This window comes from Spiroplasma endosymbiont of Panorpa germanica, assembly GCF_964019765.1.
Lineage (GTDB): Bacteria > Bacillota_I > Bacilli_A > Mycoplasmatales > Mycoplasmataceae > Spiroplasma_B.
In genome coordinates this window covers 566,414-592,775 of record NZ_OZ026461.1, presented here as the reverse complement: position 1 = coordinate 592,775, position 26,362 = coordinate 566,414, and the positions used below count along the sequence as shown (strand labels likewise).

The 26,362-nt window shown below is 32.3% G+C and carries 24 protein-coding genes, 1 tRNA gene and 3 rRNA genes; 26 read left to right on the top strand and 2 right to left on the bottom strand.

The window, feature by feature from the left end:
• The first annotated feature begins 16 nt into the window (after positions 1-16).
• Positions 17-541, top strand: coding sequence for a hypothetical protein (locus tag AACK87_RS02700; RefSeq protein WP_338971244.1), 525 nt, complete (start codon positions 17-19; stop codon positions 539-541).
• Between the two features lie 125 nt (positions 542-666).
• Positions 667-936 carry a hypothetical protein gene (locus AACK87_RS02695; RefSeq protein ID WP_338971243.1) on the top strand — a complete coding sequence of 90 codons (270 nt, stop codon included), beginning with the start codon at positions 667-669 and terminating at the stop codon, positions 934-936.
• A 70-nt stretch (positions 937-1,006) separates the two neighbouring features.
• Here the strand turns inward: AACK87_RS02695 and AACK87_RS02690 are convergent, their stop codons facing one another.
• Positions 1,007-1,765, bottom strand: a complete 759-nt coding sequence (locus AACK87_RS02690) for a hypothetical protein (RefSeq protein ID WP_338971242.1) — start codon at positions 1,763-1,765, stop codon at positions 1,007-1,009.
• Between the two features lie 202 nt (positions 1,766-1,967).
• On the opposite strand from AACK87_RS02690, the gene AACK87_RS02685 reads away from it, so the two are divergent.
• The 4 genes from AACK87_RS02685 to AACK87_RS02670 all read left to right on the top strand — a co-directional run bounded on the left by AACK87_RS02685 (position 1,968) and on the right by AACK87_RS02670 (position 4,463).
• Entirely contained in the window at positions 1,968-2,321 is a 354-nt protein-coding gene (locus tag AACK87_RS02685; protein WP_338971241.1) for a hypothetical protein, read from the top strand.
• 248 nt (positions 2,322-2,569) lie between these two features.
• The gene (miaA, locus tag AACK87_RS02680) at positions 2,570-3,514 is read left to right on the top strand and encodes a tRNA (adenosine(37)-N6)-dimethylallyltransferase MiaA (protein ID WP_338971239.1); all 945 of its coding nucleotides are present in this window, start codon (positions 2,570-2,572) and stop codon (positions 3,512-3,514) included.
• 77 nt (positions 3,515-3,591) lie between these two features.
• A tRNA-Gly gene (locus tag AACK87_RS02675) sits at positions 3,592-3,665 on the top strand.
• A gap of 78 nt (positions 3,666-3,743) precedes the next feature.
• Positions 3,744-4,463: a DxFTY motif-containing membrane protein gene (locus AACK87_RS02670; protein ID WP_338971237.1), complete on the top strand. Its 720-nt coding sequence runs from the start codon at positions 3,744-3,746 to the stop codon at positions 4,461-4,463.
• 22 nt (positions 4,464-4,485) lie between these two features.
• Here AACK87_RS02670 and AACK87_RS02665 read toward each other — a convergent pair whose 3' ends face one another.
• Positions 4,486-5,280: a phosphotransferase gene (locus tag AACK87_RS02665; RefSeq protein ID WP_338971235.1), complete on the bottom strand. Its 795-nt coding sequence runs from the start codon at positions 5,278-5,280 to the stop codon at positions 4,486-4,488.
• A 69-nt stretch (positions 5,281-5,349) separates the two neighbouring features.
• Here AACK87_RS02665 and rdgB point away from each other — a divergent pair, with 69 nt between their 5' ends.
• The 20 genes from rdgB (at position 5,350) to AACK87_RS02565 (ending at position 26,245) form a co-directional block, all read left to right on the top strand.
• Positions 5,350-5,949 carry an RdgB/HAM1 family non-canonical purine NTP pyrophosphatase gene (gene rdgB / locus AACK87_RS02660; RefSeq protein WP_338971233.1) on the top strand — a complete coding sequence of 200 codons (600 nt, stop codon included), beginning with the start codon at positions 5,350-5,352 and terminating at the stop codon, positions 5,947-5,949.
• A gap of 11 nt (positions 5,950-5,960) precedes the next feature.
• A complete protein-coding gene (locus AACK87_RS02655) occupies positions 5,961-6,308 on the top strand; it encodes a hypothetical protein (protein WP_338971231.1) in 348 nt (115 codons plus the stop codon).
• 14 nt (positions 6,309-6,322) lie between these two features.
• Positions 6,323-6,844, top strand: coding sequence for a tRNA (cytidine(34)-2'-O)-methyltransferase (locus tag AACK87_RS02650; protein WP_338971229.1), 522 nt, complete (start codon positions 6,323-6,325; stop codon positions 6,842-6,844).
• A 14-nt stretch (positions 6,845-6,858) separates the two neighbouring features.
• On the top strand, positions 6,859-7,962 hold the full coding sequence (locus AACK87_RS02645) for a nicotinate-nucleotide adenylyltransferase (protein WP_338971227.1): 1,104 nt from the start codon (positions 6,859-6,861) through the stop codon (positions 7,960-7,962).
• Between the two features lie 3 nt (positions 7,963-7,965).
• A complete protein-coding gene (gene mtnN, locus AACK87_RS02640) occupies positions 7,966-8,628 on the top strand; it encodes a 5'-methylthioadenosine/S-adenosylhomocysteine nucleosidase (RefSeq protein ID WP_338971225.1) in 663 nt (220 codons plus the stop codon).
• Positions 8,629-8,649: 21 nt separating this feature from the next.
• Positions 8,650-9,270 (top strand): deoxynucleoside kinase, encoded by a 621-nt coding sequence (locus AACK87_RS02635; RefSeq protein WP_338971223.1) that lies wholly within the window; start codon positions 8,650-8,652, stop codon positions 9,268-9,270.
• A gap of 23 nt (positions 9,271-9,293) precedes the next feature.
• Positions 9,294-10,304 carry a hypothetical protein gene (locus tag AACK87_RS02630; protein WP_338971220.1) on the top strand — a complete coding sequence of 337 codons (1,011 nt, stop codon included), beginning with the start codon at positions 9,294-9,296 and terminating at the stop codon, positions 10,302-10,304.
• A 135-nt stretch (positions 10,305-10,439) separates the two neighbouring features.
• Positions 10,440-10,715: a metal-sensing transcriptional repressor gene (locus AACK87_RS02625; RefSeq protein WP_338971217.1), complete on the top strand. Its 276-nt coding sequence runs from the start codon at positions 10,440-10,442 to the stop codon at positions 10,713-10,715.
• Between the two features lie 9 nt (positions 10,716-10,724).
• Entirely contained in the window at positions 10,725-10,943 is a 219-nt protein-coding gene (locus tag AACK87_RS02620; RefSeq protein ID WP_338971214.1) for a cation transporter, read from the top strand.
• Positions 10,933-13,125, top strand: coding sequence for a cation-translocating P-type ATPase (locus AACK87_RS02615; RefSeq protein WP_338971212.1), 2,193 nt, complete (start codon positions 10,933-10,935; stop codon positions 13,123-13,125). The genes AACK87_RS02620 and AACK87_RS02615 overlap by 11 nt, the downstream gene beginning before the upstream one ends.
• 281 nt (positions 13,126-13,406) lie before the next feature.
• Positions 13,407-14,927 (top strand): 16S ribosomal RNA (locus AACK87_RS02610).
• Between the two features lie 272 nt (positions 14,928-15,199).
• Positions 15,200-18,113 (top strand): 23S ribosomal RNA (locus AACK87_RS02605).
• Positions 18,114-18,224: 111 nt separating this feature from the next.
• Positions 18,225-18,332: ribosomal RNA gene (gene rrf, locus AACK87_RS02600) — 5S ribosomal RNA — on the top strand.
• Together the 16S, 23S and 5S rRNA genes form the textbook arrangement of a ribosomal RNA operon.
• A 61-nt stretch (positions 18,333-18,393) precedes the next feature.
• Positions 18,394-19,071, top strand: coding sequence for an HNH endonuclease (locus tag AACK87_RS02595; protein ID WP_338971211.1), 678 nt, complete (start codon positions 18,394-18,396; stop codon positions 19,069-19,071).
• 75 nt (positions 19,072-19,146) lie between these two features.
• A complete protein-coding gene (locus AACK87_RS02590) occupies positions 19,147-20,973 on the top strand; it encodes an ABC transporter ATP-binding protein (protein WP_338971209.1) in 1,827 nt (608 codons plus the stop codon).
• Positions 20,974-21,235: 262 nt separating this feature from the next.
• Positions 21,236-21,826, top strand: coding sequence for a lipoprotein (locus AACK87_RS02585; protein WP_338971207.1), 591 nt, complete (start codon positions 21,236-21,238; stop codon positions 21,824-21,826).
• A 194-nt stretch (positions 21,827-22,020) separates the two neighbouring features.
• Positions 22,021-22,602 (top strand): lipoprotein, encoded by a 582-nt coding sequence (locus AACK87_RS02580; protein ID WP_338971205.1) that lies wholly within the window; start codon positions 22,021-22,023, stop codon positions 22,600-22,602.
• 191 nt (positions 22,603-22,793) lie between these two features.
• Positions 22,794-23,390, top strand: coding sequence for a lipoprotein (locus AACK87_RS02575; RefSeq protein WP_338971203.1), 597 nt, complete (start codon positions 22,794-22,796; stop codon positions 23,388-23,390).
• Positions 23,391-23,662: 272 nt separating this feature from the next.
• Positions 23,663-25,531: a hypothetical protein gene (locus tag AACK87_RS02570; RefSeq protein ID WP_338971200.1), complete on the top strand. Its 1,869-nt coding sequence runs from the start codon at positions 23,663-23,665 to the stop codon at positions 25,529-25,531.
• Between the two features lie 144 nt (positions 25,532-25,675).
• On the top strand, positions 25,676-26,245 hold the full coding sequence (locus tag AACK87_RS02565; RefSeq protein WP_338971198.1) for a lipoprotein: 570 nt from the start codon (positions 25,676-25,678) through the stop codon (positions 26,243-26,245).
• Positions 26,246-26,362: the final 117 nt, after the last annotated feature.

The window sequence follows — 26,362 nt, the reverse complement described above, 5'->3', positions numbered from 1 at the left end:
AGGATGGGTAGAGCACATGGCTACTAAAACAACAAACAAATCTAAAGGATCTAAGCCCCAACACTTAGAAACTCGTAAAAAAGCAAGTGATCCTAAACCAAAAAAAATCGTAGTAGAAGGTATTAAACTAACTGAAGTTCAAGAAAAATTCATTTGAGAAAAAGCTGAACCAGTTTCAGGACATAATCAATCTATTTACCGTCGTGACGTTTGTGGAGCGATTATTAAAGTTCAAGAGAAAAATCTTGAATCAGAATTTGGTTGAGTATTAACTTTAGCAGATCCAAACGGAGATGCAGATGAAGTAAACAACATCATTGCAATGCACTGAATGAATGCAAAAGTAAAACGTAAACCAGATGAAATGTGAATTGCACCAGTTACTGGTTCATGAGATACAAAAGATACATATAATGAATTAAGAGATGTAAAAATCCCAGCAGAAGTTATCCAAAAAGTTCGTAAAACAACTTTATTCCAAGATACTAAAGTTGAACCAAAACGCATCAACTTACAAATTAGAAAATCTAACAAAAAATAATAAAAAAACATGTTTTGAAACATGTTTTTTTATTTTAAATTTAGAGATAATAAAAATATGTATTTTTATTATATATTTTGGATAAAATAGTTTATGATTTAAACGTAGACAAGGAGGTAATAAAGATGGTAAAAAATAACACAATGAAAGCAGCTTACATTCTTTTGTTAATTCATACTATTCTTTTCGCATTTTTTATAATTCCATTAATTTGATCAATCCCAATCACCAGCAAAGCTAAAAAATTACAATTTGAGTATAGTGAAGCAACTGGTTTAGGAGTTTGTTCAATTTTATTTATGGCTTTATTTGGAATAATTGCAGGAATACTAATTTTAACTAACAAAAAAGAAAATTATTCAGAAGGACAAGAAGAAATTCAACAAGCAGAATAAAATATCAAATCAATATTATATTCAAATACAGAAAAATCACACCTTGTATGTGATTTTTTAATTTATCCTATTATTTTTTTGAGTATCATCTTTCTATCGTTGCCTCTAAAATCGATTCTTTAATATTCGATATTTTTTCACTTTCAAAAAAATGATTTATCTGCTTTTCGTTTTTGACATTGAAAAAATATTCTATCTTAATCAAATCTTTTTGCTTCCAAAGTAAGAACTTGATAAAGTCGTCATAATACTTTTCGCACTGTAAACAATTTTCGCTTTTGTTTTTATCATCTTGATTAATGCAATCATTTAAGTCGTTTATGTATTTTAATAGTTTTTTAGAAATTTTTGACTTATTTTTAACGGCTTTAATTGATTCATAATTATTATTAAAACAAAAATGATACTGAAAGTTATTCAAATAATTTATACTAGATATTAATATTTTTTTCCTATCTTCAGTAATAAAAATTTCATCAAGATTTAAATAAATTTTTATTACTGAAATATATAGCGCAACTCAAAATATTAGAATAATTCATTTTTTTGGGTCTACACTAGATTCGTAATATAAGAAAAGTAAAAATAATAATGTTTCCGCAAATAAAATAGTGTTTAGTAAAATAAGAAATAAAAATAGGTGTGAAAATAAGTTAAATCCTCCAACAAACTTTAATTCTAAATTAAATTTGGACAAATGTTTTTTGAAGTATTCGTTGGACTTGATTGTTCTACTTGTGTTAATACTTATTATGATAAACAAGGAAACGATCTCAAATGTTAATAGTAGCAAAATAGGATTGCATAATTTTTGGTAAAAAATTTGCATAATTTTTCCCCCTCCATAAATTTTAATGTTACTATTTTTACATGTTTATTTTATTACAAAATAGAAAAAAGTGCAGATTTTTAAATTTATTTATCCCTTCCATTTTTTCAAAAAGGAGTTATTATTAATTTGAAACTATGGTATTAATTACATACAGGCGCATATTTTAGTTTCACATATTATTAGAGGAAGGGGGAAATGTATGAATATTTTTTTAGTTTTATGTAATAGTGTAATGTTGAATGCAAGTAGTCCAGAAGTTCAGGACAAAAGCTTAACAAGTTTGAATAATCTTCATATTGAAAATAAAGAGCAGAATGACACTCTTTCTTTAAAATCAGAAATTGGTCAAGATTACGATATAACTTTTGGCAATAAAGATTCAGAAAATGTGAATCAAGATTCTAAAAATTTTATCGGGGATCTCTTGCAAATTGGCGGAGCTGTAAACACAATGCTGCCAGGAATGCAAATTTTTGCACCAGCTTGAACTATTGCTCAAGCATCAAATAATATTATCACAGCAATCAAACCTCCATTATCATATTGAAATTAATAGTTAGCTTTTATTAATATTAAAGTCAAAAAAACAATCCTTCTAGATTGTTTTTTTGATTTAACCTAATTTATAGTATAATTTAATTGTGCGAAAGCACAAAGAATACAAAGTTTATTCTTAAGTATGTGTAAGTGTTATAAAACCGCTATATAAATTAATGCTTCTTATCTTATACATGGTTATAGCGGGTGGGGGCATTTTTTATTTTTAAGCGATTTAATTTTTAGATTTTTTAAAAATGAAAAATGAAAGGTAATATTATGAACGAACTGCCAATTATTTTAATAGTCGGACCAACAGGTTCGGGGAAAACGGATTTATCAATTAAGGTTGCAAAAACTTTTAACGGTGAATGTATTAATGCAGATTCGACTCAGATTTTTTCAGGTACAGATATTGCCACAAACAAAATAACAGAAAAGGAAATGCAAGGAGTAAAGCATCACTTGTTATCAGCAATACCTGTGACAGGAACTTATTCTGTAGCTGACTTTCAAAAACAAGGAAGAGATATTATTTCAAAATTACTGAGCAACAATTTAGTCCCTGTGATTGTTGGTGGTACTGGATTATACATTAATGGTCTAATCAAAAAATACAATTTTCCAGAAGAGCAGAAGAGTGAACTTTACAACCCTGAATTGGATAAATACAATAATCAACAGCTTTGAAATATGATTAATGAATTTGATCCCATAGAGGCTAAAAAAATTCATGTTAATAATCGCCAAAGATTGCTAAGAGCAAATTCGCTAATATTTAATAAGGAATTTCTTAAAAGTGAGATAATCCAAAATGGTCATGAGCCTTTCTTTCCGAACAAGTTGATTATTATTGGTTTAAACCCAAATCGAGCCAACCTCCATGAAGCATTAAATAACCGAGTTAATCGTTTAATTTCCAAAGGATTGTTTGAAGAAATTCAAAAAGCTTATGAAGACAATAATTATAATGACGCAGCACAAGCGTTAAAATGTATTGGTGGTAAAGAAATCGTTAAATATTTAAAAGGGGAGATTAGTTATGAACAAGCAATTTTGGACATGCAAACAGCCAACAGACGATATGCTAGAAAACAGATTACTTGATTCAAACATCAATTAGAAAACGTTCAATGATTTGAATATGACTTAATTGATTTTGATAAAACCTGTCAAGCCATTATCAAATACATTCACAATACCTTTTAAACATATTTTTTAAATTATTTTTCATTAAAATATTGACATTAATTTCAAAATCTTGTATTATATCAAAGGTTATTAATGCGGGTGTAGTTTAATGGTAGAACTTCAGCCTTCCAAGCTGACTGTGAGGGTTCGATTCCCTTCACCCGCTCCATTTAAAAAAACAAATGATCCAACTTAGGTTGGATTTTTATATTTTAATTAGTGTATAATTTCATTAACGAGGTTTAGAATGATGACTGAAAAAGAAGAAAAATTAAAGCCAGCTAAATTATTAAATGAATTTAACTCTCAAAGAACACCATTTTGAATTAGTTTTGGGTGATTGTGAATCGAGGCAATTATTCCTGCTTTATTAGTTTGGTTATTGATGGGTAAAGATTTCAGTTTTAGTTTCTTCAACGATTTAAAACAACCAAAAGAATTATGAGTTGTGTTAGCTTGTTTATTAGTAGTGGCTTGAAGTATTTTTAGCACGATGCTAATATTTCGTTTTAAATGACATGAAAGTGATAATTTTACTTTTGCTTTTATTACCTCAATGGTTTTAACATCGTTTATTTACAATGGTTTATGAATGGGAAACACCCCATCAGGAGTAGTTTTAAAAGCCTTTATGGGGGTTTTAATCTTAATTGCTTCAGGAATCTTAGGAGCTTTAATTACAGCTTTAATGCGCAATTATGACAATAAGCGTCAAGAGAATTTAGCGGTTATGTATGAAGCGTATAAAAATAATGAACAAATCCCTGAAAATAAAATTTTAAAACTGCGTCGTTATGAAGAAAAACAAAAACAAAAACAACAAACTAAAGAAGAGTTAGAGGCTTTCAAAAAAGAATTGCAAGCTAAAATTAGTCAAGAACTTTTAGAAAAAGAAGCTAAAAAACGCAAGATAGCAGAATTGAATAAATCAACCACTAAGAATGAAAATTCTAAGTCAAAAAAATAGCGTTTAAAAACACCAAGTTTTTTTAAAAAAACTTGGTGTTTTTTAGTTGCTGAAATTTTTCCTCAGCTATATTTTTGTATATTTGCAACTTAGTTCTTTGAAACATATACATTCCCCAATAGCATCATAAGTAATTTTGATAAAAAATATAGTTAGTTATTTTCTTAAATTCTTCAATTCTAAGATCAAACTGCTTTAGAAAAAAACGTGTATTAGTCGGTTCCTCTTTGAGAGTTTCACTAACAAAACTTGCCAAATCAAACAAAGGATCATTTAAATGCATAAAGTCATAATCAATGATTTTCAACCCGAGGGTAGTGAACAAGAAATTACCTGGTACTAAATCATTGTGACATAAACTATAGTTTTGAATTTTGTTGTTTTGTAAAAAAGTGATAATTCTATCTCTAAATTCTGACAAATCAAAAATAATTTCTTGGGTTTGGGTCTCAAAAAAATCTAAAATCTTTTTGAAATTAAATTTCTTAATCTTGCTATTTTCAATATTAATACTATGAATGCTTTTAATGGCCATAGCAATTTGAGAAATTATTTCGTTATTGATTATTAAGTTTTCTAGTGTTGGACTTTCAGGAAAGTACTCATAACTACTAATAAACAAACCATTTTTAAATCCAAATTTTACAGGTTTAATTAAAAAATCATTACTGATTTGGGAAATCTCTTTTAAAACCTGAGCCTCATTTTTACGGATTAAAAAATCATCTACTATAAAATTGCTTTTCTTACAAAATAATCCATTTTCCAAATAAGTTGTATTACTTAATCCTAATTCCAAAAAGGTTACATTTTTCATAAATCACCTCAAAATATACATTTTAAATATGTTATTATTATATTATACTATTATTTCAAAGGAGTAGTAATGAAAAAAAATATCTGATTGGCAACTGCAAACATTAATAAAGTAGAAGAGTTTAAAGTCTTATTACCAAATTATGAAGTGAAATCGCTATTAGATTTTGATGAAGTTTTAGATATACCCGAAGATTTCAATACGTTTGAAGAAAATTCACTTTTTAAAGCTCAAACCCTTAATGCCTTAATTAATCAAACAGTGATTGCTGATGATTCGGGTTTGTGTATTAAGGGTTTAAATGATTTTCCTGGAGTCAAATCAGCGCGCTGAGCTGAACCAGAAAAAGATTGAAACAAGATTAATCAATTGTTGCTTGAGAAAATGAAAACTAAAAACTTAACAACCAGATCTCAACGACAAGCCAGTTTTGTTACAGCTATAGCTATTTATAACAAACAAGAAAATATTTGCGAAGTTTTTCGCGGTGAAATCAGCGGTTTGATATTAGATCAACTAACAGGTGATCAAGGATTTGGATATGACCCAATTTTTGCACCAGGTGAAAAGGGCATTAGCTTCGCTCAAATGAATACAGAAGAAAAAAATCAATATTCACATCGAGCAATTGCTTGTCAAAAATTAAAAGAATTTTTAGAAAAAAATTAACAAGGAGAAATATGAAAAAAAATCAATACTTTTATCAAATGCAAAGTAAATACAAAATAATTTCTATTAATGTTTATGTACACTTAGAAAATCTATTTAAATACTTTCCGGACTACCGTAAAATTTTTAAAGATACAGGAATGTTAGATCGTAACGGACTTTTAAAAAATCGTGGCGAAATTAATATCGAAGATGTACAATTATTATTTAGAGCTTTAAATTTTGAAGACCAAAATCGTTACGACCCAATGTTTGACATTAATTTTGTAACAAATGCACCAGATGAATATAAATCCCCAGAACAATGATACGATTACTATCGTAATAACTTTACGGGAGTAAATAAAAAAATAAACTAAAAGGGAGCTGTAAAATGAGCAGAAAAATTAATATTGTTTTGTTTGAACCAGAAATTGCCGATAATGTTGGAGCTATTTTTCGTACTGCTAGTTTAACAAATTCAGTTTTGCACTTAATCGAGCCATTTGGTTTTATTTTTGACCGCCGCAATTTTGCTAGAAGTAGCGCAAATACTTTTGATGGGGTTCCTTATTTTAAATACGATAACTGAGATGATTTTTGTGAAAAAAACCCTAAAGCTGTTCTTTATTGTTTAAGCCGATATGGTTCAAAACCAATTAGTGATTTTGATTTTACAAAAATTAACTCAGAAGTATTTTTGTTATTTGGTAAAGAATCAACAGGAATCCCAAAATCAATTTTACAAAAAAATATTCAAACAGTTTTTAGAATCCCGATGGTTGCAACTGGTAGAAGTTTAAATATAGCAAACACAGTTGGAATATCAACTTATGAAGTTTTGCGTCAATGAGACTATTTAGATTTAAGCAAGGTAGAAGTTGAAAAAGGTGCTGATTATTTAACAAAAGAATAGAACCGAGGTTTGTCATGCGTAAAATAGCTTTGTTTGGAGGAACATTTGATCCAGTTCACAGTGACCATATCAATATTGCTAAAGCATGTATTGAAGCTCTAGGTTTTGAAGAAGTTTGATTGATTCCAAATTATCTAAATCCTTTCAAAAAGCATATAAATAGTTCAATAAAAGATCGATTAGAAATGCTCGAGATTGTTCGAAAAAAATATAGTTTTATAAGAATTAATGAGTATGAAATTCGCAAGCAATCGCGAAGTTTTACGTATGAAACAATCAACTACTTAAAATCCCAACCTGAATATCAAGGTTTTCAATTTTCGTTTGTAATGGGCAGCGACCAATTAGATGATTTTGAAAAATGAGATCATTTTGAAGAATTGATAAAAATAATTGATTTTAAGGTTTTTTTAAGAAGTCCTGAGTATAATAAAGAAATTGTGGATAAATATAATTTACAGATTTTTGAATTTGATAATAATCATTTATCTTCAACTAAAATTAGGAATTTAGTTGATGTTCATCTCCAAGATGAAGATGTCAACGAATATATCAATAATAATCTTTTATATTTAAATGATCGTCTGGCTTGTAAAATGGATGAAAAAAGATTTCAACACTGTTTAAATGTTGGAATGATGGCAAAACGATTGGCCAAAATTCATAATTTAGATCAACAAAAAGCCTTAATTTCTGGAACTCTTCATGATGTGACTAAAAGGTGAACCAATGAGCAACATTTAACATATTTAAAAAAATGATTGCCTCCGCTTTTAAAAGAACCAAAGCCAGTTTGACACAGCTTTACAGGATATTTACATTTACAAAAAGATTGACAAATTAAAGATGTTGAAATTTTGCAAGCTGTATTTAATCATACTGTAGGTAGCTTAGAAATGAGCCCATTGGATATGGTGGTTTTTTGTGCTGATAAAATTAGTGAAGAGAGAAATTATCCTGGAGTCGAGGAAATTAGAGCGATAGTTGAAAATGATTTAGTTGTTGGTTTTAAAACACTTTTAAAGCAACAATATGAATTTGCATTGGCCAAAAATGGTGTTGAAAATATTGGTACTATGCTAAAAGCTAGTTATGATCATTGAGTTCAAAAGGAGTAAATTATGAAATTAATAGTATTTGCAATGATAGAAGAAGCTCAAGAAAGTATATCAAATTTAAATTATTCAAAGGTTGAACATAAATTCTTACATTACTATAAAAATGAAAATAGTTATTTATTAATTACAGGAATTGGTTTGGTCAATGCAAGTTTCAACTTAACAGCTTTTTTAATGAATCATGAAATAAATGAAATCATTAACATCGGAACAGCTGGGAGTTGTTCTAAAATTTTGGATGTCAAGGATTTAGTTTTAATTCAAAAGACATATTATTCAGCAGCTGATTTGACAGGATTTAACTATAAATATGGTCAAATTCCTAAAGAACTTGAATATTATCAAGACTCAGGTATGATTGAAAAATATCAAAAAATATTAAAAGATTTTGAACCAAAATTTAGTTCTTTAGGTTCAAGTGATATTTTTATCAACGATCAAAGTAAATTTGATAATTTTGTTAAGAAAACCGATTCAAGTGTTGAGGTTTTTGATATGGAAGGTGCAGCACTATTTCATGTAGTCAAAAGATTTAACAAACCCATGATAATCATAAAGTTCATTTCAGATAATCTTTTAAAGGAAAATAGTGAATTTCAGTTTGACAAATTTCTGCAAGAAATTTCAACAAAAATAAGCAAAATCCTAAAACCTGTATTAAAATAGTTAAATAAAAGGAGCAAGTTTATGAGGTTAGTAATTTTTGGAACAGTAGGAGCAGGGAAGACTTCTTTCATTAAAGCTTTAAATGAAAAAATGGGTTACAAGGTTTATGCAGAACCTTTAAATAAAAATCCTTATTTTGACCAACTTTATGAACAATTCCAAGATAAGAATTCCAATACATATAAAATGGAATTATTTATGCTATCAGAAAGAATGAAACAATTTTTAGATTCTCAAAATCTAAAAGATGTTGTTTTTGACCGCGGAGTTATGGATACTTTGATTTTTGCCAACGCAAATTATGAGGAGGGTAATCTTGATAAAAGGGATTGAGATACATATCGGACTTTTTTTGAGACTAACATAATTCCTGCAATATTTAATAATGAAAATATTAAATCATATGAACTTGTTGTATATCTAAGAGTTAGTAATGAAACCTCAATTAACAGAATTAATGAAAGAGCAATTCCAAATGAATTAAAAGTTAAGAGGCACTTTTGGGAGTTGCTAAATAGTTTATATGAACAATGATATCTAGAATGAATTGATAAAATACCATTCATAGTTATTGATGGAAATATTGATAGCATCGATGAAAAAGTAGACATGTTTTTTAGCAAAATTAATAACCTAAAATAATTACCAGGGTGGTGAGAATAGACATGGATTTAACAAATGAGCAAAAATACCAAAAACTCCTAGCAAACTCTGTAAATAGTTTTTATTCTGAAACAGTTAATTTCAAAAAAAATAACTGATCAACGAAATTAATCTACTATGGAATGTCATTAATTGCCGTTAGTTTTTTTTATTTTTATATATCATCAATTTTTTACCAAGAGTTTGATAAAGCATTTAAAGATGTTAAAAATGGGGAATCTTTAAGAATTTTTTGTAGGTACATTTTACCATTTTTGATATTTTCACTTGGAGCTGTTCTTGCTATATTTTCTTTTTTCAAGCGTCGCGAATTGGAAAACGGCTTTGAGTATTTTGAAGATTGAGAATTTCTTTATGAATTGCGAAGTAAAATAATTGTTGACAACAATTTAAAATTATTAAATATTGATGAACATATTTATATTTTTGAAGATAATCAAAAAATAGTTTCGCTAATCGGAGCTGAAAATTTTTTAACCCACCGAGCCTTAAATTTTCAATACGATAAAAATTTAATTTCATATGGAGATATTTATTTTCCAAATAATAAGAATGACTTTACATATTTAAAATTTTTTGGTCTGGAATTAACCGATCAAGCAAATTGGTTTGAAAGTGAATTGCTACTTGAAATTAGTGAAGATATGCAAATAGCTTTTTTAAATAATAAAATTGAAGATTTTTTGTATAATCAAACAGGTTTTGATAAGGATAACGAATTTGAAGCGCAACAGGTGCAAAAAATTTGTGATATTTTGAAATTTGATAAATGATTAGGAGACTTGAATTTGAAAGAATTTGGTGAACTCACATTGCAAATTCTTGAGAATAAAATTTATTTTTGTTTTAACTTTAAAGTCTATGAAGAAATCTTCAATCATCAGTGTCTTGATTATATTAAAAAAGACGTTTCAAAATCTAATTTTAAAAATTTATTAGCAAGCAAAATTGATTTTGAATTATTAAAAATGAAGGAATTGTTTGAGGTAACACTTAAAATTATTAAAAAATAAGAGCAACTATTGTATATTTTAAAAATCTTTGAAAACTATGTTTTCAAAGTTTTTTTTTATTTAAACTAAGTTGTTATTTTATCAAAATAGTGTTAATATCTATATATACCCATAGGGGTATATATGGGAGGATTTATGAAGACAACAATTCGCGATGAAGCTTTACAAAAATCATATCACCAGCATTTGAATCGAATTAAGGGACAAATCGAAGGAATTGGTAATCAAATTACCAATAATGAATATTGTGTTGATATTATTAACCAAATTAGCGCCATTAGAGGTTCCTTACTTTCGATTAGCAAGAAGCTGGTTAACGAACATATTCAAGGGTGTATTGTTGGTGACAATCAAAATCATGAAACAGCATTTAAAGAGATTAATAATTTAATTGATCGTATCGCTAAATAAGGAGTCAAAATGAATATTACAGCTAAAATTAAAAATATGAATTGTCAACATTGTGTTGATAAAATTACTAAATCTTTGAAAAAGACCTTGAAAATTAAAAAAATTGCTTTAGACTTAGAAACCGAGGCTTTAAATTGTGTGGTCAAAGATCAAATGCAATTAGAAGAACTTAAAATCTTAATTGAAGAATTAGGGTATCAAATTCAGGAGATTAAGATTGAAAACTAGCGACTACAAAATCTCAGGAATGACATGTAGTAATTGTGTTATCTCAATCACTAAAGCGGTTGAAAAATTAGAGAACGTTGAAGTTGTCGATGTTAACCTTGCTTTAAACCTCATGACTATTAGTTTTCAAACCCCAGTTGACAACAACTTGATTTTACAAACTGTCAAAAAAACTGGTTATAAAGCTAGGTTAATTCATAATAATCAATTTGAAACCAAAATGGATAAAAATATGGTATTTAGCATTACTAAAGTAGTTATGGCCTTAATGTTAACGCTGCCTATGTGATTGGCGATGATTTTATCAATCAGTAAGGTTCACAATGATTTTGCTTTATTTTTGCACAATCCCATCTTTCAATTAATTTTAACCTCAATTATACAATTTATTTTAGGAGTGCGATTTTATAAAGAATTTTATAACGGAATAAAATCACGTCAAGCCAATATGGCATTCTTAATTGTTGTGGGTACTCTATCAGCGTATGGTTTAAGTATTTATAATGCCACAGTTAATAATTGACAAGCCACCATGGAAGGTGAAGTTCTGTATTTCGAATTAAGTGCAACGATTGTAGCTTTTGTACTTTTAGGTAAATTACTAGAAGAGGGTGCTAAAACTAGAACAAGTAGTGCTTTAAATCAACTAGTTAATCTGTTACCTCAAAAAGCTTTGTTACTTGTGGGTGATGAAGTTGTGGAAACTAACCTAGATTATATTAAAATTAATGATCAAATCGTTGTGAAAACTGGATCTTCAATCCCTTTTGATGGCAAAATTATTTCTGGTCAAGGCAGCATCGATGAGAGCATGCTAACGGGTGAAAGTCGACCAATTTTTAAAAAAGTTGATGACTTGGTAAACGCAGGAACCATTAACCTTAATGGGTATTTGGTTATTAAGGTTGAAAAATTAGTTAATCAATCAGTGCTTTATCAAGTAGTTGAAATGGTGAAAACCGCTCAAACTAAAAAAACTCAAATTCAAAAAGTGGTTGATAGGATTTCGGGATACTTTGTTCCGATCATATTCACCATAGCTTTAATTACCTTAATTGGTTGAACTATTTATTTTCAAGGTTGAAACCAACTGAGTTTATTAAGAGCTATAACAGTTTTAGTGATTGCTTGTCCTTGTGCTTTGGGTCTAGCAACTCCGACTGCTATTTTAGTGGGAACTAGTAAGGCTGCTAAATTAGGGATTATTTTCAAATCAGCAGATAGCTTAGAAAAACTTGCCAAAACCGATTTTATTATTTTTGATAAAACCGGAACTCTAACCCAGGGAGCTATTAGTATCTTGGAATTAAAATTAGTTTCACAAAAGTACCCTCAAGATCAAATTGAGCAATTGATTTATAATTTAGAAAAACAATCAGAGCATCCGATTGGATATGGAATTAGCAAGAGTTTGACAGACAAGTTTTTAAATCAAGTGTCATGAGAATTTCAAGATTATCAAACTTTGACTAGTCTTGGTTTACAAGCTAGATGAAATGAAAAACAATTATATTTAGGTAACAACAGTCTTATGAATCAAAATAAAATTGATTTGAAAGAATTTGCTAGTGAAATTTCAAAATGACAGGATTTGGGAAATACCATTATTTACTTGGCCATTGATAATGAATTAATTGCTTACTTAGCTCTTGGTGATAAAGTTAAACCTAATGGAGTTGATATGATTGAAAAACTCAACAACATTAAGATACCCTCAGCGATGTTAACAGGGGATGGTCGCCAAACTGCACAAGCAATTGGAAAAATCTTAAAAATTCCAGAAATCATCAGCGAGGTCAAGATATTTGAAAAATCATTGGAAGTTGAAAAAAAACAAAGTTTGTATAAAAATGTGGCTATGGTTGGTGATGGGATTAATGATGCGGTTGCTTTAAATCAAGCTGATATTGGAATTACTTTTGCCAATGCCACAGATATAGCTATTAGTTCTAGTGATGTTTTAATACTTCAAGATGATGTTATGAATGTTTTTAGATCCATTATAATTGCTAGGAAAACTTATAAAAAGATTAAGACTAATTTATTTTGAGCTTTTTTATATAATGTTTTAGCAATCCCTTTAGCTGCCTTTGGTCTGATTTTTCCAGAACTAGGAGCTTTGGTGATGGTGCTATCTTCAATTTCAGTTATTATTAATTCACTATTCTTAAAAATTAAATAAAAAAAGCCGATTAATTCGGTTTTTTTAATATTTATATAATCTTAAATTATTTAAAATGATTTCGAAATAAAAAGCAAAAAAAATTAATTTTTTTTGCAAAAAAGGTTGTATTTTAATCAGGAATATTATATATTCATTTGTGGCGCAATATGCGACAAATGATCTTTGAAAACTAAATAGAACAATTTACAACAATCATTAATTGTACAATTTAACTTGTATCAATTTGTTTGAGTTTAATAAAATAAAGGATAGTCAGAATCAAATATAGTCACATTTTTTTAAATGAGAGTTTGATCCTGGCTCAGGATGAACGCTGGCGGCATGCCTAATACATGCAAGTCGAACGGGGTGCTTGCACCCAGTGGCGAACGGGTGAGTAACACGTGTCTAATCTACCTTTTAGAGGGGGATAACAGTTGGAAACGACTGCTAATACCGCATATGACACCACTATGGCATCAGAAGGTGTTGAAAGGTCCGTTTGGACCGCTAAAAGATGAGGATGCGGCGTATTAGTTAGTAGGTGAGGTAATGGCTCACCTAGACGATGATACGTAGCCGAACTGAGAGGTTGATCGGCCACATTGGGACTGAGATACGGCCCAGACTCCTACGGGAGGCAGCAGTAGGGAATTTTTCACAATGGACGAAAGTCTGATGAAGCAATGCCGCGTGAGTGATGAAGGTTTTCGGATCGTAAAGCTCTGTTGTAGGAGAAGAACAACTAGGAGAGGAAATGCTCTTAGTCTGACGGTACCCTACCAGAAAGCCACGGCTAACTATGTGCCAGCAGCCGCGGTAATACATAGGTGGCAAGCGTTATCCGGATTTATTGGGCGTATAGGGTGCGTAGGCGGCTTAGTAAGTTTGAGGTTAAAGCCCGGAGCTCAACTCCGGTTCGCCTTGAAAACTGCTTTGCTAGAATACAGGAGAGGTAGATGGAATTCCAAGTGTAGCGGTGAAATGCGTAGATATTTGGAGGAACACCAGTGGCGTAGGCGATCTACTGGCCTGTTATTGACGCTGAGGCACGAAAGCGTGGGGAGCAAATAGGATTAGATACCCTAGTAGTCCACGCCGTAAACGTTGAGTACTAAGTGTCGGCAATATGTCGGTGCTGCAGCTAACGCATTAAGTACTCCGCCTGAGTAGTATGCTCGCAAGAGTGAAACTCAAAGGAATTGACGGGGACCCGCACAAGTGGTGGAGCATGTGGTTTAATTCGAAGCAACGCGAAGAACCTTACCAGGGCTTGACATCCAGTGCAAAACTACAGAGATGTAGTGGAGGTTAACATTGAGACAGGTGGTGCATGGTTGTCGTCAGTTCGTGCCGTGAGGTGTTGGGTTAAGTCCCGCAACGAACGCAACCCCTATTATTAGTTACTAACATTCAGTTGAGGACTCTAATGAGACTGCTAGTGTAAGCTAGAGGAAGGTGGGGATGACGTCAAATCATCATGCCCCTTATGTCCTGGGCTACACACGTGCTACAATGGTCGGTACAAAGAGTCGCAATCTCGCGAGGGGGAGCTAATCTCAAAAAGCCGATCTCAGTTCGGATTGAAGTCTGCAACTCGACTTCATGAAGCCGGAATCACTAGTAATCGCGGATCAGCAACGCCGCGGTGAATACGTTCTCGGGTCTTGTACACACCGCCCGTCACACCATGAGAGTTGGTAATACCAGAAGCAGGTGTCCTAACCGTAAGGAGGGAGCCTACCAAGGTAGGATTAGCGATTAGGGTGAAGTCGTAACAAGGTATCCGTACGGGAACGTGCGGATGGATCACCTCCTTTCTATGGAGAGAATTAAGTAAATGAAGCTGAAAGTGACTAAGTGTATTAACAGCTTCGACTATCCTTTATGTTCTATTTAGTTTTCAGAGATTATTTGAATAATTTGGCAACAAATTATTGATAATCTTTGAAAAAAGAATTGTTCTTTGAAAACTGAATATTAGATGAAAAAATACAATTTTCTTATTTGTTTTATATAAATAAAAAATTAGACATCAATTGTTATTAAAAAAACTAAAATTGAAATCATAAATTTGCAATAGGTTTTTCTCTAAAAAGTATAGTAAGGGCATATGGTGAATGCCTTGGAAAATGGAGCCGAAGAAGGACGTGACTACCTGCGAAAAGCATCGGGGAGCTGGAAGTGAGCTTTGATCCGGTGATATCCGAATGGGGAAACCCAATACGATTCATCTCGTATTATCCATGACTGAATTCATAGGTCATGAGAAGGGAACCTTGGGAACTGAAACATCTTAGTACCAAGAGGAAAAGAAATCGAATGAGATTCCGTCAGTAGCGGCGAGCGAAAGCGGAACAGGCCAAACCGGTCTACGGACCGGGGTTGTAGGACCTTAGTTAGAGTTACAAAATTAATGTATAGCAGAAGCTGTTGGGAAGCAGCACCGCAGAGGGTGATAGTCCCGTATGCGAAATACATTAATCTCGAAGAGGTATCCTGAGTACGGCGGGGCACGTGAAACCCTGTCGGAATCTACCCAGACCACTGGGTAAGCCTAAATACTACCATTTTACCGATAGTGAACCAGTACCGTGAGGGAAAGGTGAAAAGTACCCCGAGAGGGGAGTGAAATAGTTCCTGAAACCATATGCTTACAAGAAGTCAGAGCCCGTTAATGGGTGATGGCGTGCTTTTTGTAGAAAGAGCCGGCGAGTTACGATATCGTGCAAGGTTAAGCGGAATCCGTGGAGCCGTAGTGAAAGCGAGCCTTAATAGGGCGTTTAGTACGATGTCGTAGACACGAAACCGGGTGATCTAGCCATGAGCAGGTTGAAGTTTGGGTAAAACCAAATGGAGGACCGAACCAACGTTCGTTGAAAAGACCGTGGATGACTTGTGGCTAGCGGTGAAATTCCAATCGAACCCGGAGATAGCTAGTTCTCCCCGATATAGCTTTAAGGCTAGCGTCGAGGTTTAGGACAATGGAGGTAGAGCACTGAATGTATGATGGCCCCACCTAGGGGTACTGAATGCAATTAAACTCCGAATGCCATTGTTTCATACTCGGCAGTCAGTACATGGGTGATAAGGTCCATGCACGTGAGGGAAACAGCCCAGATCATCAGTTAAGGTCCCTAAATGTATACTAAGTGTGTAAGGATGTGGAATTGCACAGACAGCTAGGATGTTGGCTCAGAAGCAGCCATCATTTAAAGAGTGCGTAACAGCTCACTAGTCGAGTGATTCTGCGCCGAAAATGTACCGGGGCTTAAGTATACTACCGAAACTATGGATTGGCGCGTAAGCGTCAGTGGTAGGGGAGCGTTCTAAGGGCGATGAAGTCAGACCGTGAGGACTGGTGGAGCGCTTAGAAGTGATTATGCCGGCATGAGTAACGTTTGGGGGTGAGAATCCCCCATGCCGTTTGACCAAGGTTTCCTGGGCAAGGTTCGTCCACCCAGGGTTAGTCAGGACCTAAGGCGAGGCCGAAAGGCGTAGTCGATGGACAACAGGTTGATATTCCTGTACTACTATGTAGAGTGATGGAGTGACGGAGAAGGATAGTGGAAGCCAGCTGTTGGATATGCTGGTCTAAGCACAAAGGGGTGTACGTAGGCAAATCCGCGTACTTTAACTCTGAAGTGTGATGGGGAGTGAACGCTTCGGCAAGTAGCGAAGTCCATGACTCCATGCTTCCAAGAAAAGCTTCTAGCGCTAATCTACATGGTACCTGTACCTAGAACGAACACACGTGGTCAAGGAGAGAATCCTAAGGCAAGCGAGAAAACTGTAGCTAAGGAACTCTGCAAAATCACCCCGTAAGTTCGCGAGAAGGGGTGCTCACTTTATGTGAGCCGCAGTGAAGAGGAAGGGGCAACTGTTTAGCAAAAACACAGCTCTCTGCAAAGTCGTAAGACGAAGTATAGGGGGTGACGCCTGCCCAGTGCCGGAAGGTTAAGAGGAGTGGTTAGTTTCGACGAAGCCATGAATTGAAGCCCCGGTGAACGGCGGCCGTAACTATAACGGTCCTAAGGTAGCGAAATTCCTTGTCAGGTAAGTTCTGACCCGCACGAAAGGCGTAATGATCCCTTCGCTGTCTCGGCTACAGACTCGGTGAAATTTTAGTACCAGTGAAGATGCTGGTTACCCGCAACTAGACGGAAAGACCCCGTGGAGCTTTACTATAACTTGATATTGAATCTTGGTGTAACATGTAGAGGATAGGTGGGAGACTATGAAGCAATCACGCTAGTGGTTGTGGAGTCATCCTTGGAATACCACCCTTGTTACATTGAGGTTCTAACCTCGGTCCGTTATCCGGATCAGGGACAGTGTCTGGTGGGTAGTTTGACTGGGGCGGTCGCCTCCTAAAATGTAACGGAGGCGCTCAAAGGTATTCTCAGTATGGTTGGAAATCATACATAGAGCGCAAAGGTAGAAGAATGCTTAACTGCGAGACTTACAAGTCGAACAGATGCGAAAGCAGGACTTAGTGATCCGGCGGTCCCGTGTGGAAGGGCCGTCGCTCAACGGATAAAAGTTACCCCGGGGATAACAGGCTGATCTCCCCCAAGAGTTCACATCGACGGGGAGGTTTGGCACCTCGATGTCGGCTCATCGCATCCTGGAGCTGAAGTCGGTTCCAAGGGTTGGGCTGTTCGCCCATTAAAGCGGTACGCGAGCTGGGTTCAGAACGTCGTGAGACAGTTTGGTCCCTATCTGTTGTGGGCGTAGGAAAATTGAGAAGAGCTGACCCTAGTACGAGAGGACCGGGTTGGACGCATCCCTGGTGCACCTGTTGTTCTGCCAAGAGCATAGCAGGGTAGCTATATGCGGAACGGATAATCGCTGAAGGCATCTAAGCGAGAAGCCTCCTTCAAGATGAGTTTTCCCATTGTTTAGCAAGTAAGATCCCATGTAGACCACATGGTTGATAGGCTGGGTGTGTACGCACGGTGACGTGTTTAGCTTACCAGTACTAATAGATCGAGAGTCTTTTTAGAATTAAGAAAAATCTAAAAAGTTGCAAATTTATGTTAAATCTAATGTTCAGTTTTGAAAGAATAATCCCCTTGAATATTTATTGAAGGATATTATTGTTTCAAAAAAACCGATCTGGTGCCCATAGCGTAGAGGTCACACCTGTTCCCATGCCGAACACAGAAGTTAAGCTCTACTGCGGCGACGATAGTACGAAAGTGCAAAATAGCACGGTGCCAGTTCATAAACAGTCGAAAGACTGTTTTTTTCCTATTTAAACGGATTTTAATTGGGGGTTAGACGATGGAATTTACTAAAATTGAATTACATAAATTATGAATTAATTATGCGACTAAATTAGGTCTTCCTGGTCCAATTTTCCCCTTAGAATTAAAATGTCCTTGATGCAATAAAATGATGAATTTCTATGAAGCTTATGATTTTAAAAATTCTAATAGTTGAGAAATTGGCTTTATTATTCCCTTAGAGAAAAACGGTGACCTCCATTATAAAAATTGACAACCAATCCATATCTCTTGTAATGGAGAAAAAAATCTTAAGGATCAAGAAAAAGATATAATCAAAATTGATGATTTAACAGTTCTAGAATCAATTGTGGTTGAAAAAGTTGAAGAACCAATTGAACCAGTCGTTGTAGTTGAAGAACCAGTCGTTGAAGAATCACAAGAATTTGATTTTGATCCTGACTTGGGAATTGAAGTTGTTGATGAAATCAAATTCGAAAAGCCTAAAAAAATAAAACCCATAAAACCAGAAAAACCCAAAAGGGAAGCTAAACCAGAAAAAGAATCTAAGGAATTTTGGAAACCAAAAAATAAAAAGGTTGACAATAAGGTAAATGAATCTACGCAAAGCGAATCGATTTTTGCTAGTCGTGTTAATCGAAATTTTGAAAGTTCAAATATTCAAGAGCGAATGGATAAAAAAATTGACAAGATGTTAAAAAAGCGAAAGTTTTAAATTTTATTAAAAACTCGCATTTTTTTATGTATAATCTTTTTTAGAAACTTTCTTAAATAGAAATGAGGGGTATAATTGAAAACAAATAAAAACCAACCAGCAGGTCCAAAAAATAGCATGTTTTTTAAAATGATTGCAGGATATTATGTTAGAGAATGAAAAATCTCAATTCGCATGCTATTTTTAATGATGATCATTGTTAGTTGTCAAATTATGATACCAATTTTAACAAATCAAATGACCATTTCAATTTTAAGTGAACGAAATATTGGTCAACCAAATCCAATGTACTGAGGAGTTCCTTGAGACAAATTGATTTATGTGGGAATTGGAATTGTTATTACCAACTCTCTTGCTTCTTTTACCTTTAACTACTTAGGTTATTTAATGGGTAAAAAAATCGAAATTGATTTAAGAAATCGCTGTTTAGAACGATTAGTTCGTCAAGATATTTCATATTACTCAGATAAAAAAATTGGAGAAATTTTAACTAATGTTGTTTCAGATACCCAGTTATTTGGAGATTGAGCTGTTAATATCCCAATGCAAGTAGGGATTTCGTTTTTCCAAATTGTTGCATCACTTTCAATGATGTTTATTTTCCAATGACAAATCGCTTTAGTGGCATTTTCAACTTTCTTAATTATCTTAGTTTCTATGGGACTTTGCTTTGTGATCACTACTAAAAGATATTACAAAGTTCGTCAAGTACTAACTGAAATAAATGGTAATGTTACAGATCGAATTGTGACAGTACGTTTAATTAAATCTTCGGGAACTGAAAACTACGAAACTCAAAGATTCAAAAATGTTCATGAAGAATACTATAAAAGAAGTCGTCCTGTTGGTAAAATGCAAGCTTCAATGCTAACCATTTTATTTGGTGGAGTTTCGATGCTTCAATTTTCAACAATCATCTCAGCAATGTTGTTATTTGGTAATTCCAATAGTGATGAAGCTGTACAAACATTCTTTTCTCAAACTTTTGCTTCGTTCACCTTAGCTCAAGGTATGATAATCGGACCCTTATTTAATATAATGAACTGTGCTTTTGGACTAGCAATGGCCACTGTGGCAGCTCAAAGAATTGATAAAACTTTAAAATCACCATCAATTATGGAACCACATTATTTTGATGGTAAAGTTATTGACAAAATTAGTGGTGATATTAAGTTTGAAGGAATTCGTTTCGCTTATCCTGAGAAACCAACTAAAACAGTATTACCAAAATTTGATTTCACCTTTAAAGAGGGGAAGAGCTATGCTTTTGTAGGGGCCACTGGAAGTGGTAAATCAACGATTTCAAGGCTATTATTAAGGTTTTACGACCCCACAGAGGGTAAAATCATTATTAACCAAGACATAAACTTAAAAGATGTGAATTTATCTAGTTATTTAAGCCATGTGGGTTATGTTGAACAAGAACCCCAAATTCTATTTGGAGATGTTTATGAAAATATCAAATATGGAAGTTTTGAGGCATCCAATGAACAAGTAATCGAGGCTTGTAAAAAAGCAGAATTACATGATTTAATTCAAACTTGACCAGATGGTTATGACACCATTTTAGGGGAAAGAGGATTCTTGTTATCTGGGGGTCAAAAACAACGTCTAGTAATTGCTAGAATGTTCTTAAAAGATCCAACCATTTTAATTTTAGATGAAGCCACAAGTGCTTTAGATAATATTGTGGAAAAAGAGATCCAAGAAAAACTTGAATCACTAATGAAGGGCCGTACAACCGTCTCAATTGCCCATCGCTTGAGTACCATTAAAAATGCCGATCAAATCGTTGTTTTAGGCCCTGATGGAGCTGGAATTGTGCAAACTGGAACATTTAACCAACTAAAATCAGAACCTGGTCATTTCAAGAATCTTTATGAAGCTGGACTGATGGAATAATCGTCAAAATCCATTAAAACCAAAATTTTAAGCAAAAAGGCTAATTTTTTGCTTTTTTTATAAATTTTTTATAATTTAAGCTAAAAATTGCTTTTAACTTTGTAAATAATTTTGTTGAAACTTGTTCTTCTTTATAAGAAGTTTTGATTTAAAATAACAAAGTTATTTTAAAAAATTCTGTTTTTTGTATTATAATATTTAGAGGTAATATTTATTTACCATGTATCAATACAAAAAAGAAAGAAAATAGGAGAAACACAATATGAAAAAATTATTAGGTTTATTAGCAGCATTCGGTTTAACTGCATCTGCTGGATCAGTTGTTGTTGCTTGTGGTGACACAGCCAAAGAAAGTGCTGAAGTAGCGGCAGTTATTGCAAAAATTAACGAAATTGCTGAAAATTCAAAAACAACACCATTAGCAGATAAAGCAGCAGCTGAAGCAGCTGTTAAAGGTACTGCAACTGATAAAGTGTCAGTTGAAATAAAAGAAAAAGCAGAAGAAGCAAATGTAACAGTTAAAGTTACAATTTTAAAAGCAGAAGCTGTTGATTCAACTAGAGAAGGTGAAGTTGAAACTGAAGAAGTTACAATTTATGCTTTAGTAAAAGACATCGTAGTTGAAGCTAAAGATTTATCAAAATTAACTCTAGATTTAGAAGAAATTGCTGATAAAGAAAATGCAACTATTTTAGCTGCACTTAAAGCAAAAAATTCATTATCAGATGAAGAAGTTGCTGAAATTGAAGTTTCAAAAGCTAGTGAAACTGGAGCAACTATTACTGCTTCAAAAAATGCAAAATTAGTAAGTGGTTCAGCTGAAGTTACATTTACTGTAGCAAAAGGTGAATAATAATTACTAACCAATTATCAAACTAAATACTAACCATAAAATTAGGAAGTTGCTGTCCTAATTTTTTTATATTTAAATCTTTAAAGTGTTTATAAAAAAACATTTTTTTAAGTTTTTTGTATTATAATATTTAGAGGTAATGTTTATTTACCATATATCAATATAAAAAAGAAAGAAAATAGGAGAAACACAATATGAAAAAATTATTAGGTTTATTAGCAGCATTCGGTTTAACTGCATCTGCTGGATCAGTTGTTGTTGCTTGTGGTGACACAGCCAAAGAAAGCGCTGAAGTAGCAGCAGTTATTGCAGCAATTAACAAAATTGGTGAAGAATCAAAAGCAAAACCATTAACAGATAAAGCAGCAGCTGAAGAAGCTGTTAAAGGTACTGCAACTGATAAAGTATCAGTTGAAATAAAAGAAAAAGCAGAAGAAGCAAATGTAACAGTTAAAGTTACAATTGTAAAAGCAGACGAAGTTAAAGACGAAGAAGTTAAAACTGAAGAAATTGAAATTCATGCTTTAGTAAAAGATATCAAAGTTGAAGCTAAAGATTTATCAAAATTAACTCTAGATTTAGAAGAAATTGCTGATAAAGAAAATGCAACTATTTTAGCTGCACTTAAAGCAAAAAATTCATTATCAGATGAAGAAGTTGCTGAAATCGCAGTTTCAGATATTACTGATACTAAAGCAACTATTACTGCTTCAAAAGATGCAAAATTAGTAAGTGGAACAGCTGAAGTAACATTTACTGTAAAAGTTGCAGAATAATTACTAACCAATTATCAAACTAAATACTAACCATAAAATTAGGAAGTTGCTGTCCTAATTTTTTTATTTTTAAATGTTTGAAGTGTTTATAAAAAAGCATTTTTTTCTAATTTTTGTATTATAATATCTAAAGGTAATGTTTATTTACCATGTATCAATATAAAAAAGAAAGAAAATAGGAGAAACACAATATGAAAAAATTATTAGGTTTATTAGCAGCATTCGGTTTAACTGCATCTGCTGGATCAGTTGTTGTTGCTTGTGGTGACACAGCCGAAGCTAAAACTGAAACAGTTGAAGTTGCATTAACAGTTTCAATCGAAGATGGAACTAAAGAAGCTGAAGTTAAAGAAGCAATTGAAAAATTAGAAATCAAAGCTGAAGGAACTAAAGAAGAAAAACAATCAGTTTCTGATGCAGCAGCAATCGCAGCTGTTAAAACAGTTAAAGGAGTTACTAAAGCTGTAGTTAAAGCAGCTGAAACAAAAGAAGTTGAAGCAAAAGATATCGAAGTTAAAGTAAATGTATTATTTACTGAAAAAGCATCTGTAAAAGATTTATCAGGAATGACTAAAGAATTAGGTAAATTAGCTGATGATAAAGACGCAACAGTTATTGCTGCGTTTGTAAAAACAAACAACTTATCAGAAGCAGAAGCTAAAGAATTAGAAATTAAAGAAGTAGAAAAAGCAGTTGTAGATGGTAAAAAAACTATTTCAGCAGTTGATGGAGCTACTTTAGTTAAGGGTTCAGTTGAAGTTTCATTTTCTACTGGAGAAGAAGCTTAATTATTAACTAATTATCAAACTAAATATTAATCATAAAATTAGGAAGTTGCTGTCCTAATTTTTTTATTTTTTAGTTAGTTAGAATTTTTATTGAGAATTTAATTTTATTTATCAATAAATATTGTGTTAAAATTATTTTACGGAGGACTTTTACCATGATTAATTTTCTATTTAAAAGTCAATGCAATTTTTATTGGTGAATTTCAATTTAATTAAAATGAAAGGAACTAATCTAATGAATCAATTAATAATTAAGGATGGGTACTGAAATTATGAATAATCCACCGAAGCGTCTAGCCACAACGTACTCATTTACCCTAATCGGGATACTTTTAGCTTTTACAATAACAATTGACATGCTAACACAATTTCTATATGAACTAGAAATTGGTTTTTTCATGGTTATTTTAATAACAACATTTTTATCAACATCACTATCAGCCATTTTTACCAATATTTTAGGAATCTTGAAAATATTATCTTCGTTTTCAGCAATTTTCTTCATACCTTACTGGATCAGTTTAAATATTATTTGATTAGTGGTTTTCTTACTACGTAAATCAATAATTAAGCGTTGATGAATAATTCTAATTGTTGCCCCAATTTTATCTTGTCTATTAGAATTGAATAATATGCTATTTGAATTAGCAATTACTCAAAGTTGAGAAAAAGCTAAAGTTTTATACTTAAGCAGAGTATTAAGAAATGATGTCTTATTTACAGCCTATCTAATCTTGCCATTACTAATAACTCCGTTAATTTGGGAATTATTTAGTAATCTTAAGAATCGTATGCCATTTGTCTTCAATAAGGATTTTTTAAGTTGTCAAAATGACAAAATTGCTTTTAACAAATATAGTAAAAACAATATCAAAGACTTATCACCAAGTTCGATTAGAACTTGAAAAATCGCTTTTGGGATCGAAACTGGTCTAGTGGTGGTGGTCTTTAGTTTTCTACCATTCTTTATTTATCATTTAGTGGGAATTCAAGGTTTAAGTTTAATTTTACTAATTCCCTTGGGAATGTTCTTATTCACCCCAATGTGGAGAAAATTAAAAGCGGTGATTGGAAACCACAGTACTATTAAAATGACGAGTATTGGATTATTTTTAATGCTAACTTTATTAATAGCTTGAGGATTACAAAAGGGTAGTGATAACTTCACAATGGGCTTAGCAGTCTTACTGTTTTTTACAGGTTCATTTGTTGCTGGGATTGTGCCTTTTACTATGGAAATCTTGAGAAGTCACGGAAAAAACTTTAATAAAAAATATCGATTTGAGTTAATTCAAATTTTGTTTAGTTTGGTTTTAATTCCGATTCCGTATTTAATTTATGCTTTTATTGATAATGAAAAAATAATGTTGTTTTGTTTAATTGGACTATTTTCTGGTTTAGGGTTATTATTAACTTGTTTGATCAACTTCAATCGCAAAACTCAAATTGAAGAGGTGACATTCAAAACCGAACCTGATGATATGGCTAATTTAAAAGCTCACAAGAAATACTTTTTATTTATCTTTTCTAATAGTTTCTTTTACGCTCTGGGAGAGGCTTTCACTTATACTGCCATCGCTTTTATTTATATTTTAGCTAAAAATTTACACTGACCATTGAGTGAACTAATCTTAATCGGATTGCTAGTAACTGGATTTCTAACTCGCAAAATCGGAGCTTTGTTAGTTGTTAATTTAAAAGTTAGTGTTGAAAAGGTTTACCAAGTTAATATTATTTCATATATTTTAGTTGTTACTGGATTGATAGTTTTATTTATCGGTTCAACATTACTATTCTTATTTCCGCAATACTGATATCTTTACTTTATAACATTCTTAATCAATGAAGTAATGTTAGGAGTAGGTTTAGCTATCATGTCACGAACTAAGAAAAATACTTTAACCCAAATTAATGGTCGCCATAATAATTTAGCTATGATCTTTGATCACGTTTTAGGTCGTGGTCTATACTCGCTTATTATCGGATTTATTATTACAATGATTTTTGCTTTTGTAGCAATTACAAATGTTATGATCATGATTGTTGTGGGTGTTATTAGTATCTTGGCGACTTTAGCCTTAACTTTTAGTATAATTTCCCAAAAACCAGCGCGTTCAGATAAAATTAACGATTTTCATTAAAATTCTTTAAAAAACTTTAAACTTATTAGTGTAATTTTGTTATAATAATTTTGGTATGGAATACCAAGAATTAATTTTGTATATCTTAATAGATAAATGAAATTAGGATATTAACAAAATAAATAATTTTAAGGAGAATAGAGAATGAAAAAATTATTAGGTTTATTAGCAGCTTTCGGTTTAACTGCATCTGCTGGATCAGTTGTTATCGCTTGTGAAAAAGCAGATAAAACTGAAGTTGAAAAAGTAAAAGAAAGCATCGTTGCTTTAACTGCTTCTTCAAAAGCAGAACCATTTGCAACTCAAGAATTAGCAGAAGCTGCTGTTATTGCTTTAGCAACTGCAACAGTTAATGTTGAAATTAAAGCAGAAGCAGGAGAAGGAACTTTTGAACTTGTCCTAACTATCGCTGATGGAGAAGCTACTAAAGAAATTACTTTACATGTTTTATTAACAGAAGTTAAAGAAGTTGAAAAAACTCTTTTAACAGATTTAATTAAAGTTTTAGCTTTAGGTGAATTTGAAGCAGCTCCTCAAGCAGCTGACATTTTAACTAAAGTAACTGAATTGAATGTTGAATTTACATCAGAAATGCACTCAGGAGTTGATGTTACAGCAATTACAGCTACTTCAGCAACAATTACTGCTAAATCTGATTCTGAATTACTTGATGGTACAATCAATGTAACTTTCACAGTAGCAGAAACAGTTTAATATCTTTTAAAAAACGAAACTTAAAGTTTCGTTTTTTTTATTTTTCCCCACTTTTTTCAAATTAGTACTATAATACTTTTGGGACTAGAAGATTTCAGAAACAAATCCTTGGAAAAG